We start from the raw sequence: 12,927 nt of genomic DNA, 5'->3' as shown, positions 1-12,927 counted from the left end.
AAAGAAACTATAATTAAATTAGTGCGAAAAATATTTTTTGTCATTCTCTGGAAGCTCCGTCAACAGTAAAAAGAAATTCTACTCTGAATTACTGTTATTTTTACGGTCTTCTAATTCACAGGTTTTTTAAAAATTTATCTCATATGGTTCTCGGTAACGGGATGATTGCATCCGCTTTAAAAAAAGTTGACAGGCCGGACGTTTTGTTTGCGGCATCCGGGCTCTCCAATCTGAAAGGGGCGGATCCTGTAGAACGTTTGCGTGAGCGTAATTTGCTGAAAGAGCAATTAGCCCAGCACCCTGACAAAATTTTTGTTTATATTAGCTCCTATAGTATTGATGATCAGTCTTCTGAAAACAATACGCCCTATTTAGCACATAAAGTTCAGATGGAAGAACTGGTTAAGGGGCTAGCCAATCGTTTTTTGATCTGCAGGACGTCCAATGTTGTAGGCAACAGTAAACAGCCCGGTAATCTGATGAATTTTATTTGTGAGCACCTCAAAACGGGCGCTTTTTTTGACATATGGACCAATACTTCCAGAAATCTGATTGATGTGTCAGATTTAGCTGAAATGGCCGCCGCGGCCATTGATATGGGCCATGTCAATGAAACACTGTATCTGATTCACCCTTCTGATATTGCTATTTATGACATAGTGCGTCATTTTGAGACTTTCTCAGCAATTGCGGGACATTACAGGCTGGTAGAAAAAGGCGTCTATTACCGGGCAGACAAAACCTTATCCAAAGCGTTGTTTGACAGACTGGGGTTTGAAAAAGATGCAGATTTATATACCAGAAAACTGATTGGTAAATATTTTGCCTCAAGATTTAGCTAGCTTTTGATCAGAATTCGGGGTGATAGATTCTTATAACTGCACCATCCAGGCTTTCATCTACCACAATCTGGCAGGAGAGGTGTATGTCCGGGTCTTCTATCCCTTCCTTAGAAAGAGTTACCCGTTCATTTCTATTAAACTGCGTAAGTGGGGTTTGGGAAGCTTCAATAGAAATGGCACAGGTAGCACACCTGCCCATTCCAAGACATTCCCCAAAATCTTCCAGATATATCTGGTCATAGAGCATCATCATCAGACTTCTGTATTGACCGGGATAAGCAGATATCGTATAAGTCTCGTCCATGTCAAGGACGGTAATATGTATAGAGGGCGAATCTTTTAGCATGTTTGTAATTGCAATTACAACTTTCCTGCGGGAGGATAAGTGGTACAAAGGTATAAAATTGAGACTGCAATTGATGTTGTGATTTACTAACGGGCTACTCCCTACCTATGGAGATGACGCTATCCGGTAAGTACGCAGTGCGAAGGACTGTTTAAATTCTATCAATTTCTTAACCTTACATCTTTGGCCGGGGTCTCTGGCTGGGCTAACTTTATGATAACAGCCAGCCTGAATACATCTATACAGAATGAAGGTTGACCCGCATTAAGGTGTATTTTGAGCCGTTTATGTTCTTGTAATCTTTTCCAATTCCTTTAAATGGCAATATCGCCTTTCTAAATAATTAAAAATCAAATATTATGAAAAACGGAAAACTCAAAGCTGCTACTGGGGCAGCCCTGAAGAAAACTAAAGTCGGCACAACGGTTGAAATTGGCATTACGCCCGCACATGCTCAGTCTGTGGCGAATAAACTGCAGCAATTGTTAGCAGATGAACAGGTACTCTATACCAAAACCCGCAATTACCATTGGAACGTGGAAGGGGCTAACTTTATGGAAATGCATCTTTTCTATGAAAGACTTTATAGTGAGCTGGCTGAAGTTATCGATCAGATAGCAGAAAGAATCCGTAAAATTGGTCATTATGCCCAGGGACGCCTGGAGGATTTTTTAAAACAGGCGCACCTGCTGGAAGGAGAGTATACCAATGATCAGACTGAACAACTAAAAAATCTGCTTAGCGATCATGAAACCATCATAAGGTATCTAAGGAATGATATTGATGATTTTGATGATAAGTTTAAAGATGCGGGAAGTGCGGATTTTATTACCGGCTTACTGCAGCGCCATGAAGAATGGGCCTGGTTTATTCGTAGTTATGTAGCTAATACAAAATAAACTTAATGCTTGAAAGGGGAGGACCAGATGCGTCTGAACTGCCCCAAAAAGAAAAACAGTCTGAGAAAGTATTACTTTTCAGACTGTTTTTTAATGCCGTATAGGCAGTTTGCTCTGGATCTAACGATATAAAAGCTTAATAATCAGTAATTATATAACTTTTTCTACCTGAACATAGCTCAGTTCCACAGGAGTGGAACGGCCGAATATTTTTACAGTTACCTTTAATTTCTTTTTCTCGTCATTGATTTCTTCAATAACACCGTTAAAGTCATTAAATGGTCCTTCAATAATCTTAATAGTTTCACCGACGATAAATGGTTCATTGATGATTTCACCTTGATCATTCATTTCGTCTACCTTACCCAGCATTTTATTGACTTCAGCGCGGCGCAGTGAGATGATATTGCCTTTGCTGCCTTTACCGTCAGTCAGGAAATGCATGATATTAGTTATGCCACTAATGTGTTGAACGATATCATCGGTCAATTTTCCCTTTGTAACTTCAATCATCACGTAACCAGGGTAATAGTTCTTTTCACGCATGACCTTTTTACCCTTCTGTACATACCAAATCTTTTCCATGGGTAAGAAAACCTGCTTAATGATTTCAGACCAGTCATTACGGATAATGTCTTTGTCCAAATATTCTTTGATTTTCTTTTCTTTTCCGCTCACCACCCGCAAAACGTACCATTTCGTGTTCTCATCATGAGTCTCTTCGCTGGCAGCGTTATTTTGTGGGTTTACATTTTCTTCGGTTACCATGGTTATTAAATTCCTTAAGGGTGAATATTACTTGAAGAGAGAATAGATGAATTTAAGCACTGAACTGCTGGCGGCATCCATTAACCAAACCACTGCGGTAATTAAAACGGTGGATACCAGCACGATAGCAGTAGATTGCTGTAACTCTGACCAGGTAGGCCAGGTCACTTTATGCATTAACTCTTCGTAAGATTCCTTGAAATAGGAGGATACTTTACTCATTCTATGTGATAATAATGAAGTGCAATTATATGAAAATAATTTGAACTGGTCGTGAAAACTCACTACTTAGTTCAAATTATTTACTAATTTTTGCACGGGCACTAGGATTCGAACCCAGATCAAAGGTTTTGGAGACCCGTATGCTACCGTTGCACCATGCCCGTAGAAACAATTAGCTAATCAGCGAGTTGGCCAATTAGCTAATTGGTTTTTATATTGTATCTAAACTAATGAACTAGTTAGAAACGTCTTATTTCAGGATTTCAGTAACCTGACCGGCACCAACTGTACGTCCACCTTCACGGATGGCGAATTTCAGACCTTTCTCCATAGCGATAGGCATGATCAGTTTAACGGTAAGGCTTACATTATCGCCTGGCATAACCATTTCAGTTCCTTCTGGCAGAGAAACTTCACCAGTTACGTCTGTAGTACGGAAGTAGAACTGAGGACGGTATTTAGTAAAGAAAGGAGTGTGACGTCCACCTTCTTCTTTGCTCAGTACGTAAACTTCGCATTTGAATTCAGTGTGTGGAGTGATGGATTTTGGTTTACAAATAACCATACCACGACGGATATCTTTCTTTTCAATACCACGAAGCAGGATACCGGCGTTGTCACCAGCCTGACCTTCGTCTAATAATTTTTTGAACATTTCAACACCAGTACAAGTAGACTGTAAAGGAGTTTCTACCAGACCAACGATTTCAACTGGTTCACCAACTTTGATGATACCACGTTCGATACGGCCAGTAGCAACAGTACCACGACCAGTGATAGTGAACACGTCTTCAACTGACATCAGGAACGGTAAATCTACCGGACGTGGAGGCAGAGGAATATATTCGTCAACAGCATCCATTAATTCATTGATAGCGGCAACCCATTTTTCTTCACCAGCCAGGGCACCGGTAGCGGAACCTTTGATGATTGGGGTGTTGTCACCGTCAAATCCATAAGAGCTTAATAATTCACGGATTTCCATTTCAACCAGGTCTAACAATTCAGGATCGTCAACCAAGTCAACTTTGTTCATGAAAACAACGATTCTAGGTACACCTACCTGACGAGCTAACAGGATGTGTTCTTTTGTTTGAGGCATTGGACCGTCTGTAGAAGCCACAACCAGGATAGCACCGTCCATCTGGGCAGCACCAGTAATCATGTTCTTTACATAGTCAGCGTGGCCTGGACAGTCAACGTGTGCATAGTGACGCGTTTTTGTCTGATACTCAACGTGAGCGGTGTTAATAGTGATACCGCGCTCTTTTTCTTCAGGAGCTCCGTCGATATCGTCATAGTTTCTAACCTGAGCCAGACCCTGTTGAGCCAGGATAGTAGTAATAGCTGCGGTTAAAGTGGTTTTACCGTGGTCAACGTGACCAATGGTACCAATGTTTACGTGGGGTTTCTCCCTCTTAAAGGTCTCTTTTGACATTTTAAATCGGTTTTTTGTTGTGGTTTTACAATGCAACGGTCCACAGTCGCATGACCACAGACCAGATTTTATAAAAAAATTTAAATTTCGTGCAAATGTATATTAATATTTGCTATTAAACATACAATAATAGCATAAAATCTTCTTTCCTATTATTGCAGGTGAGCTGTTGATGAGAATTGAACTCACGACCTCTTCCTTACCAAGGAAGTGCTCTACCCCTGAGCTACAACAGCTTTTTAATAATTGGAAAGTCATTGAGCCATGGGGCCAACCCCTGGCTTCTTTTTTAGATGGCCTGGAAGGATATGGCTTTTTGTACTCTTTTGAGCGGAAGACGAGGGTCGAACCCGCAACCTATAGCTTGGAAGGCTATCGCTCTACCAATTGAGCTACTTCCGCTTTTAAAAATAATAAGTCCTTAAACTTTTGGTGGGCAGGAGTGGATTCGAACCACTGAAGTCGAAAGACAGCGGATTTACAGTCCGCCCCATTTGGCCGCTCTGGAACCTGCCCAATAATTTGCTTGTTTAAAGACTCATTATTTTGAATAAAATGAGCCGCTTGCCGGAGTCGAACCAGCGACCTACTGATTACAAATCAGTTGCTCTACCAACTGAGCTAAAGCGGCTTGTGAAAGATCTATTCCCTTATTTTGGGATTGCAAAGTTAGGATAATCTTTTACTTTTCAAAATTTTTGTAATCTTTTTTTATGCCTATTTCAAAGAATTTATTGCAAGCCTTTATTTTCCTGTGTTTCAGGGCTATGAGAAAACGGGAAATTTAATTCGTTCCCTGTTTTTTTACGGTGGATGATGGCAGAAAAAACATTTTGTGTCGCCGGCTAAAAGAAGAAGGGTCGCAGCTGCGACCCTTCAGATTAATTTCGTTCCATATTTTTTAACTGCTCTATCGTTAGGATTTTAGGCCGCGGCCAGTTTTTCTTTGTGGCGCTTTACCTGGTTTGCCATTGAATCAAGGGCAATATCAAAAGATTCCTCAAATGACTTAGAGCAAGACTTAATAAAAAATTTATGTTTGGGTACATGTACGTTAATTTCGACAATTTTGTCCTTAATGTTGTGTACAACATTATCCAGCTTCAAAAAGACATCTACCTTGATGATTTTGTCGTGAAAAGTCGTTAGTTTTTCGACTTTCTTTGATACATAGTCTGTAAGTTTCTGGTCGGCGACAAAATGCACGGTCTGAATGTTTACGTTCATAGCATATGCGTTTAACTGTGATTAAATAAACCAAGGGGTACGGCGTGTAATACTGTCTTCAAATTACCGCTAATAATCCCGGTTTTCATTCTAAAGTTAAGGTACACTATTAATACGATTCGCCCTATTTTATTGCTTACTTTTTATAAAAAATTACAGAATATTTACCTTTTGATTTGGATGAGAATTATTAGCCTTCTAACCCGTAAGTTTCCACCCATTTCAGCATGCCTCCTTCCAGGTTTAAAACCTTATCAAAACCTGCCTGCCCAAGCATCATAGTGGCCAGACCACTGCGTTTTCCGCTTCGGCAGTACACAATGATCTGCTGGTCTTTCCAGTCCTGAAGATCATCGAGTTCAAATAACTGGATTTTGCCCAGCGGGATATGTCTGCCTCCGATATTAAACTCGGCTCTTTCATTGTCTTCCCTGACGTCCAGCAGGTTGACATTTTCACCATTTTCTAATTTTTGTTTTAAGTCCGTTACTGTTATCTGTTCCATAGTATTTTAATATGTTGTGTCAACTAATTTGTGGTTATCAATAGGCTAATATAAGCCGGATTATGTAAAAAAGGACTTTGTGCCTATATTTTTTGGGTACAAAGTCCTTTAAATGCTATTGTTTACCTGTAAAATCAGGTCTGTTTATTGGAATTGGACGCCTCCTTCCTTAATGGGCTCCGGCAGGTCCTGGTCCGGGAGGCTGAGCACCGGGAGCGGGCGGTTGACTGCTGACCCATACATCAATCGTGCCTCCGATTTTCATCCGTACATGGCCTGTCTGGCCTTGCTCATTGATAATAGTGGAGGAAGGGTCCTGTTTGTAGATATAAGCACTATCTGAATGCTGAACATCAATATCCGGAGTCACCGCACCGATTGAACAGTTCATGGAGCTGATATAATCTTTAGCCTCACTGAGTTGCATGCCAATGATATCCGGGACACTCATCATCTGACTGCCGGAACCGTCCCCAATGACCAGGTCAATGGTCGTGCCCATGGGAATGCGGGTACCAGCTACGATTTCGCTATCACCCAGCATTTGTTTAACGACGGCATCTTTTACCAGATTGGCAGTATAAGTATGGTTGCCAAGATGTAATCCGAAACTTTTCAACAGTAAGGAAGCACTGTTCAATGAATACCCGACCAGATTTGGCATCTGAATGGTTGGAGGAACTGCGCGGTTAATCGTAAGGTAGATAATATGGTTTTCCTTTACCTTGGAGGAGGCTGCAGGCGTCTGAGTGACAATGCTTAAGGGACTAAGTGTATCATAAAAAACGGTATCCAGCACGACCGGTTGGAGCCCCAGCGCACTGATTTTGGCCATAGCGGCGCTGGATGGCATGCCGGTAACATCAGGGACACTGATGGATTCACCATGCCTGGTTATACTCTTTAATGAAGAAAAGAATATAAACAGGATCAGCACCGACAATGCGATGATGATGACCAGATTCAGTAGTATGGATTTTATATTTTTTGTATTACCCACTGGTACAATTTTACGTTTTTTAATCTATTTTGCCAATAATAATTCCGTGTAGAAATCTTTCAGTGTCCAGCCTTTAGCGGCTACTTGTTTGGGCACCAGGCTTTCCTTGGTCTGACCAGGAATGGTATTGACTTCCAATAGATAGGGTTGGTGTTCTGTTGCATGCCAAATAAAATCAATGCGGACAATGCCGCTGCAGCCAAGTGCCTTATAGACCTTTTTGCCGACTTCGGCGACCCTTTCTGTCATTTCCGGCGTTGCCTCGGCAGGAGTGATTTCTGCGGTCTCTCCGTTATATTTAGCCTCAAAATCAAACATTTCCCGGCCTTTTTTCAAAATAATTTCTGTCATGGGAAGACTAATAACCGTGCCAGTTGCATCGCGCATGACACCAATGGTAAATTCTCTGCCGGGAATATAACTTTCAATCAGAACCTGGCTGCTCACCGCAAAACCCTTTTCCAGGGCTGCCAGGATGGCCGCATGGTCTGGTTCGTTTACTTTGGACATCGCAATACTGGATCCCTGATCATTGGGTTTGATAAATACCGGGAATTTCAATTGCCTTATTTTGTCCATATCCGGTGTCTCCCCTTTAAGTGCCAGATAGGATTTGGAGGTGGGGATACCCTGGGCACCTGCAATAAGCACCGTGTGGTATTTATTCATGGTCAGGGAAGCTACCGCACTGCTGCAGCCCGTATAAGGCAGGCCGATCAGTTCAAAATAGGCCGGAAGGCGTCCGTCCTCCCCGGGACTGCCATGAATACATAGAAATACCTTGTCAAAGCGGATGGTTTGACCTGACTGCCGGATAGAAAAGTCACTCCTGTCTATGGAACTAACTACTCCTGCTGAGTCGGTATAAGTCCAGTCCTTTTCTGTGATATCAATGGTGTAGACATTAAAAAGTGCGGAATCCAGGTTGTTGCGGACATTTTCTGCACTTTTATAACTGATAACGGATTCACCTGTAAAGCCACCGGTGACCAAGGCGATATTTTTTTTCAACGCTCGGTTATTAATAATTATGTTATAATGGACACCCGGCGGATGGCCGGCGTGTAGCGCCCATTGTTTCAGCAAATTAAGTACAAAATCTGAATGCTACAATGGATAACCGCCACGAAAATAAAAAACCTTGATTACCTTGCATCAAAATATTTTCTATTATGCGTATCATTTCATATAACCTTAACGGAATCAGGGCAGCAATAAAAAAGGGATTTTTAGACTGGCTGGCCACAGATCCGGCCGATATTATCTGCATCCAGGAAACCAAGGCGCTGAAAACAGATATTGATGTAGCCCTGATAGAGAAGCTGGGATATCATGTCTATTGGTTTTCTGCTCAGAAAAAAGGCTATAGCGGAGTAGCTGTATTTACTAAACAAGAACCTCTTGAGGTTTTTTACGGTAATGGTATTCAGCAAAGTGATTTTGAGGGGCGGTGTATCAGACTCGACTTTAAGGATTTTACCCTTATCAATGCCTATTTCCCCTCCGGGACATCCGGGGATGAAAGGCAAACCTATAAGTATCAATGGCTTGATGAACTTTTTGGGTATTTAAATGAGCTGCGAAGCATAAGGCCGAATCTGATACTAACCGGAGACTATAATATATGTCACAGAGAAATAGATATCCATGATCCAAAGGGCAATAAAAAATCTTCCGGTTTTCTGCCTGAAGAACGGGCCTGGATGGATAAATTCTTTGAAAACGGGTTCGTGGACAGTTTCCGCCATATCCATCCGGAACGTACGGGCGCTTATAGCTGGTGGAGTCAGCGTTTCCCTTCTGTCAGACTAAATAATAAAGGCTGGCGTATCGATTATATCAGTGTCACCCAGGGGCTGCATGAAAGAATTACAGGAGCGGAGATTTATCCCGATGTCAAACATAGCGATCATTGCCCGATTTTCATGGAAATTGCTGATCTGTCACTTAGTTAAATGCCACCACTGTTTTTATTAAAATAATTAGGGGTAAAAGCGGGCAGCAACCCGTTTTTACTTCCTTTCAAACCTGCACATTGTATGTTTATATATAATATTACGATTAAAATTGCCCCTGAGATTCATCAGCAGTGGCTGGCCTGGATGGGTGATGAACATATAACCGCTATGTTGGCTACCGGTAAGTTTACCCGGCATCAACTATTACGATTAAGGGAGGTAGACGACAGCGACGGTCCGACTTATGCCTTGCAGCTTTTCGCGGAGAGTAAGGCCGATTATAATGCTTTTAAAACAGTACACGAGGCTGCATTTTTACAGACACAGCGGGCCACCTGGGGGGAAAAAATGCTCAGTTTTTCGACCTTAATGGAGATTGTGCATTAAATGTGAACAATTAAAAAGAAATTTTGTAGTTTTTAAAAGAATTGTATATTGCTGAGTGCCCTATTATCAGCTAGTTTCAGGGGAATTAAAAGCTGGAATATTGATTAATAAAGGGTTTTAGCAGTTTGCTATGATTTTTTGCATGCTTAAAACGGTGGGCTATTTTTCCGGAACCTTTATCAGATGGGCAGTTGGGCCAGCCAGATAAATCATAAAAAGTCAAAAAAATATTTTGTTATATGAGAAAAGCTAATAAATTTGTTTCTGTTATTAACTCAAAAAATATAAAACTATGAACAAAGCTGAATTAGTAGCTAAAATCGCAGCAGACGCCGATATCACTAAAACACAGGCAAACGCAGCACTGGATTCTTTCACTACTACCGTACAGAAAACATTAAAATCTGGTGACAAAGTAACCTTAGTAGGTTTCGGTACTTTCTCTGTTACTAAACGTGCAGCTCGTACAGGACGTAACCCTCAGACTGGTGCTCCTTTGAAAATTAAAGCTAAAAAAGTAGCTCGTTTTAAAGCAGGTAAAGAACTGTCTGCAAAAATCTAATGATTTTTTAAGACCCTGCCTACTGGCAGATGAATGCAGGTAGTTGAATTATATTTTATATGGATTTAACGCCTAGGCCTTCAATGAACAAAGGCTGCGCTATTGTATAGAACACTCATTTATCCTTGAATGAGTGTGGATATATCATAGCGCAGCCTTTTGATTTTTTGGGAAAAAAGACGTGAAGGCCCCTGAAAAGGGGGTTAAATGTCAGTTTTTAAGCTTTATCCCTGAAATTTCTGGTGATTTTGCGGGATGCTAGCAAAATTTTATGCATTTTTGCAGCAGTTAAAAACATTTAAACCGATTTAAAAAATGGGAAGAGGCGATAAAAAATCAAAAAAAGGTAAAATCTTCTTGGGATCTTATGGTAAGGTACGACCTGCCAGACCTCAACAGGCAAAGAAAGCAGCCGCCAAAAAAGCGTAATTATATTTTTGGATACGCTTAAATGCATATAAAGCAACATCTCCTTTGTGGTATGTTGCTTTTTTTATACTTTCAATTCTCATTAAACAAAATAAGTCCTCATGAAAAAGCTGTTTGTGCTGGCCCTGAGCCTGGTGCTGGGTGTCAGCTTGAGCTATGCTGCTAAAGTCGATACTGTACTCATCCATAGCACAGTTATGAACAGAGATATAAAATGTGTCGTGGTATTACCGGATTCTTATGACAAGGGCGCTCAGCAATACCCTGTGTTATATCTTTTGCATGGTTACAGTGGCAATTATGCCAATTGGGTGAAAAACGCGCCCGATTTTTTAAAATGTGTAGATCAGTATAATATTATTGGTATCTGCCCGGATGGCAATTATAATAGCTGGTATTTTGATTCTCCCATAGATAGTACGGTTAAGTTTGAAACATACGTCAGTAAAGAAGTACCGGCTTATGTTGACAGCCACTACCGCACTAAAAAAGACCGGAAATTCCGGGCCTTCGGTGGACTTAGTATGGGAGGTCATGGCGCATTATATCTCGCTATCTTACACAAGGATTTCTTTGGTGCAGCGGTTTCTATGAGTGGGGGCGTGGATTTTACGCCTTTTGCTAAAAACTGGGATATCGCAAGAGTCCTGGGACCCTATGAACAAAACAAGGAACGTTGGCAACTGCATACGGCGCAGCATCTGGCCGGAACCTTAAATAACGGAGATCTGGCCATTAGTTTTGAATGCGGAACGGGAGATTTTTTCCTGGGGGTGAACAGGGCCCTGCATTTAAAATTGACCAACCTGAAAATTGACCATGATTATGCTGAGCGTCCCGGTCAGCATAACTGGGATTATTGGAATAACGCCATTAATTACCAGATGTTGTTTTTGCACCGTTTCTTTGAAAAAGGTGCAGGTACTTCCAAATCCTGACAGGATGCTAAAGGACTTATTTAAAGATTCTGTACAGGCTATATTTTTTTTGTGCTGGGAGCTGCCGTATTTAAAAAGTACTGCGTTCCCAGTGCATAGCCTTCCAGCCCTAAACCTGCAATGGTACCCTTACATTTAGCTGAAACATGGGAAATTTGCCGGAAGGCCTCCCTGCTATGAATATTACTGATATGGACTTCTATGACCGGAGTGGTAATAGAAGCGATACAATCGCCTAAGGCTACTGATGTATGCGTGTATCCTCCCGGATTGATTAAGATACCATCAAAGCTAAAGCCGACTCTTTGAAGCTCATTAATCAGCTCTCCTTCAACATTAGACTGATAATAATGGAATTGAATGCCTGGAAAACGCTCCGTTAAGGTTTTATAATAAGCCTCGAAGCTGGTATCTCCATAAATGGTAGGTTCACGGGTTCCTAAAAGGTTTAAGTTGGGCCCATTGATGATTGCGATCTGCATAATTAATCTATTTCTTTTGACGGTTCTTATTACCTGAATATGCGGTGAAATTATGCAAAAATGGCATTTACTTGTTCACTTCTGTATAATTGTTTGGGATGGATAGCAGCAGGGGCAGTAAAAATGTGCCTAATCTGTATAATGGACAGATCCGCTTCAATCGGCCATCTGCTTAAGCAAATCCGTCAAACTGCACTTCCTCAAAGAACTGTGTCAAAAAGTCCAGCATATACTGGTGTCTTTGCTGCGCCAGCGCCTTACCGGTATCCGTGTGCATCAGGTCTTTCAGTTTGAGTAATTTTTCATAAAAATGATTGATGGTCGGGGCGGTGCTGGCTTTATAGGCCTCCTTGGTGGCATAGGCTACCGGAGCAATGGAGGGGTCAAAGATTTTTCTGTTTTTAAATCCTCCATAATTAAAGGCCCGGGCAATGCCAATGGCGCCAATGGCGTCCAGACGGTCTGCGTCCCGTACAATAGCCAGTTCAGGGGAGTAAAAACTACTTTTCTGTCCCCCTTTATAGGAGATGTGCCGGACAATTTGTTCTACATGTTCTATTAAAGTTTCAGGGGCATTTTGGCTGATCAGAAACCGCCTTGCGGTTAACGGGCCTATTTCATCGTCACCGCCATGAAATTTACTGTCTGCAATATCATGAAGCAGGGCCCCGAGAAAAACAATTTCCTGATCACAGGCCTCTGATTGGGCAATTCGTTCACTGTTTACGACTACCCTTTGAATATGTTGCCAGTCATGTCCGCCCTCTGCCTGTTCAAGTGTTTGTTTTGCATATTCGGCGGCGGATGCCACCAGGGGAGAGCATTGTATGATTTGATCAAATAGCATAGTTATCAAAAATAACTCCTGTTTCTCATAAAAAAAAGCCCGTTCAGCTATTTAATTTAACTGCACGGGCTTGTTAA

General features: G+C 41.5%; 17 protein-coding genes and 5 tRNA genes. 7 read left to right on the top strand and 15 right to left on the bottom strand.

Going from position 1 to position 12,927, the window contains the following annotated elements; translation table 11 throughout:
• The first annotated feature begins 143 nt into the window (after positions 1–143).
• Positions 144–842 carry an NAD-dependent epimerase/dehydratase family protein gene (locus BLU80_RS17985; RefSeq protein WP_091401184.1) on the top strand — a complete coding sequence of 233 codons (699 nt, stop codon included), beginning with the start codon at positions 144–146 and terminating at the stop codon, positions 840–842.
• A gap of 7 nt (positions 843–849) precedes the next feature.
• Here the strand turns inward: BLU80_RS17985 and BLU80_RS17980 are convergent, their stop codons facing one another.
• Positions 850–1,188, bottom strand: a complete 339-nt coding sequence (locus tag BLU80_RS17980; protein WP_091401183.1) for a hypothetical protein — start codon at positions 1,186–1,188, stop codon at positions 850–852.
• 359 nt (positions 1,189–1,547) lie between these two features.
• Between BLU80_RS17980 and BLU80_RS17975 the strand changes: the two genes are divergently transcribed.
• A complete protein-coding gene (locus BLU80_RS17975) occupies positions 1,548–2,087 on the top strand; it encodes a Dps family protein (protein WP_091401181.1) in 540 nt (179 codons plus the stop codon).
• 150 nt (positions 2,088–2,237) lie between these two features.
• Here BLU80_RS17975 and nusG read toward each other — a convergent pair whose 3' ends face one another.
• From nusG to BLU80_RS17915, 12 genes are all read right to left on the bottom strand, one after another.
• Positions 2,238–2,855 carry a transcription termination/antitermination protein NusG gene (gene nusG / locus BLU80_RS17970; protein WP_091401179.1) on the bottom strand — a complete coding sequence of 206 codons (618 nt, stop codon included), beginning with the start codon at positions 2,853–2,855 and terminating at the stop codon, positions 2,238–2,240.
• A gap of 27 nt (positions 2,856–2,882) precedes the next feature.
• The gene (secE, locus tag BLU80_RS17965) at positions 2,883–3,077 is read right to left on the bottom strand and encodes a preprotein translocase subunit SecE (RefSeq protein WP_091401178.1); all 195 of its coding nucleotides are present in this window, start codon (positions 3,075–3,077) and stop codon (positions 2,883–2,885) included.
• Between the two features lie 93 nt (positions 3,078–3,170).
• A tRNA-Trp gene (locus BLU80_RS17960) sits at positions 3,171–3,241 on the bottom strand.
• An 86-nt stretch (positions 3,242–3,327) separates the two neighbouring features.
• Positions 3,328–4,515, bottom strand: coding sequence for an elongation factor Tu (gene tuf / locus BLU80_RS17955; RefSeq protein WP_091401176.1), 1,188 nt, complete (start codon positions 4,513–4,515; stop codon positions 3,328–3,330).
• A gap of 164 nt (positions 4,516–4,679) precedes the next feature.
• Positions 4,680–4,751, bottom strand: a tRNA-Thr gene (locus BLU80_RS17950).
• A gap of 93 nt (positions 4,752–4,844) precedes the next feature.
• Positions 4,845–4,917, bottom strand: a tRNA-Gly gene (locus BLU80_RS17945).
• A 28-nt stretch (positions 4,918–4,945) separates the two neighbouring features.
• Positions 4,946–5,031 (bottom strand) — tRNA-Tyr (locus BLU80_RS17940).
• A 42-nt stretch (positions 5,032–5,073) separates the two neighbouring features.
• A tRNA-Thr gene (locus BLU80_RS17935) sits at positions 5,074–5,146 on the bottom strand.
• Between the two features lie 293 nt (positions 5,147–5,439).
• Positions 5,440–5,742, bottom strand: a complete 303-nt coding sequence (gene hpf, locus BLU80_RS17930; RefSeq protein ID WP_091401174.1) for a ribosome hibernation-promoting factor, HPF/YfiA family — start codon at positions 5,740–5,742, stop codon at positions 5,440–5,442.
• Between the two features lie 190 nt (positions 5,743–5,932).
• Entirely contained in the window at positions 5,933–6,247 is a 315-nt protein-coding gene (locus tag BLU80_RS17925) for a rhodanese-like domain-containing protein (RefSeq protein ID WP_091401173.1), read from the bottom strand.
• 169 nt (positions 6,248–6,416) lie between these two features.
• Positions 6,417–7,247: a PASTA domain-containing protein gene (locus BLU80_RS17920; protein ID WP_091401171.1), complete on the bottom strand. Its 831-nt coding sequence runs from the start codon at positions 7,245–7,247 to the stop codon at positions 6,417–6,419.
• Between the two features lie 24 nt (positions 7,248–7,271).
• The gene (locus BLU80_RS17915) at positions 7,272–8,258 is read right to left on the bottom strand and encodes a D-alanine--D-alanine ligase family protein (RefSeq protein ID WP_091401169.1); all 987 of its coding nucleotides are present in this window, start codon (positions 8,256–8,258) and stop codon (positions 7,272–7,274) included.
• 161 nt (positions 8,259–8,419) lie between these two features.
• Here BLU80_RS17915 and BLU80_RS17910 point away from each other — a divergent pair, with 161 nt between their 5' ends.
• From BLU80_RS17910 to BLU80_RS17890, 5 genes are all read left to right on the top strand, one after another.
• Positions 8,420–9,202, top strand: coding sequence for an exodeoxyribonuclease III (locus tag BLU80_RS17910; RefSeq protein ID WP_091401168.1), 783 nt, complete (start codon positions 8,420–8,422; stop codon positions 9,200–9,202).
• A gap of 84 nt (positions 9,203–9,286) precedes the next feature.
• The gene (locus BLU80_RS17905; RefSeq protein WP_091401166.1) at positions 9,287–9,592 is read left to right on the top strand and encodes a DUF4286 family protein; all 306 of its coding nucleotides are present in this window, start codon (positions 9,287–9,289) and stop codon (positions 9,590–9,592) included.
• Between the two features lie 292 nt (positions 9,593–9,884).
• Entirely contained in the window at positions 9,885–10,154 is a 270-nt protein-coding gene (locus BLU80_RS17900) for an HU family DNA-binding protein (protein WP_091401164.1), read from the top strand.
• 315 nt (positions 10,155–10,469) lie between these two features.
• Entirely contained in the window at positions 10,470–10,583 is a 114-nt protein-coding gene (locus BLU80_RS17895) for a 30S ribosomal protein THX (RefSeq protein ID WP_091401163.1), read from the top strand.
• Positions 10,584–10,684: 101 nt separating this feature from the next.
• Positions 10,685–11,521 (top strand): alpha/beta hydrolase, encoded by an 837-nt coding sequence (locus BLU80_RS17890; RefSeq protein ID WP_091401161.1) that lies wholly within the window; start codon positions 10,685–10,687, stop codon positions 11,519–11,521.
• A gap of 38 nt (positions 11,522–11,559) precedes the next feature.
• Here BLU80_RS17890 and BLU80_RS17885 read toward each other — a convergent pair whose 3' ends face one another.
• Positions 11,560–12,003: a type II 3-dehydroquinate dehydratase gene (locus BLU80_RS17885; RefSeq protein WP_091401159.1), complete on the bottom strand. Its 444-nt coding sequence runs from the start codon at positions 12,001–12,003 to the stop codon at positions 11,560–11,562.
• A gap of 172 nt (positions 12,004–12,175) precedes the next feature.
• The gene (locus BLU80_RS17880) at positions 12,176–12,850 is read right to left on the bottom strand and encodes an HD domain-containing protein (protein WP_091401157.1); all 675 of its coding nucleotides are present in this window, start codon (positions 12,848–12,850) and stop codon (positions 12,176–12,178) included.
• Positions 12,851–12,927: the final 77 nt, after the last annotated feature.

The organism is Arachidicoccus rhizosphaerae (genome assembly GCF_900107765.1).
Lineage (GTDB): Bacteria > Bacteroidota > Bacteroidia > Chitinophagales > Chitinophagaceae > Arachidicoccus > Arachidicoccus rhizosphaerae.
The sequence above is the reverse complement of the archived record's forward strand: the minus strand, read 5'-3'. Positions and strand labels throughout refer to the sequence as shown.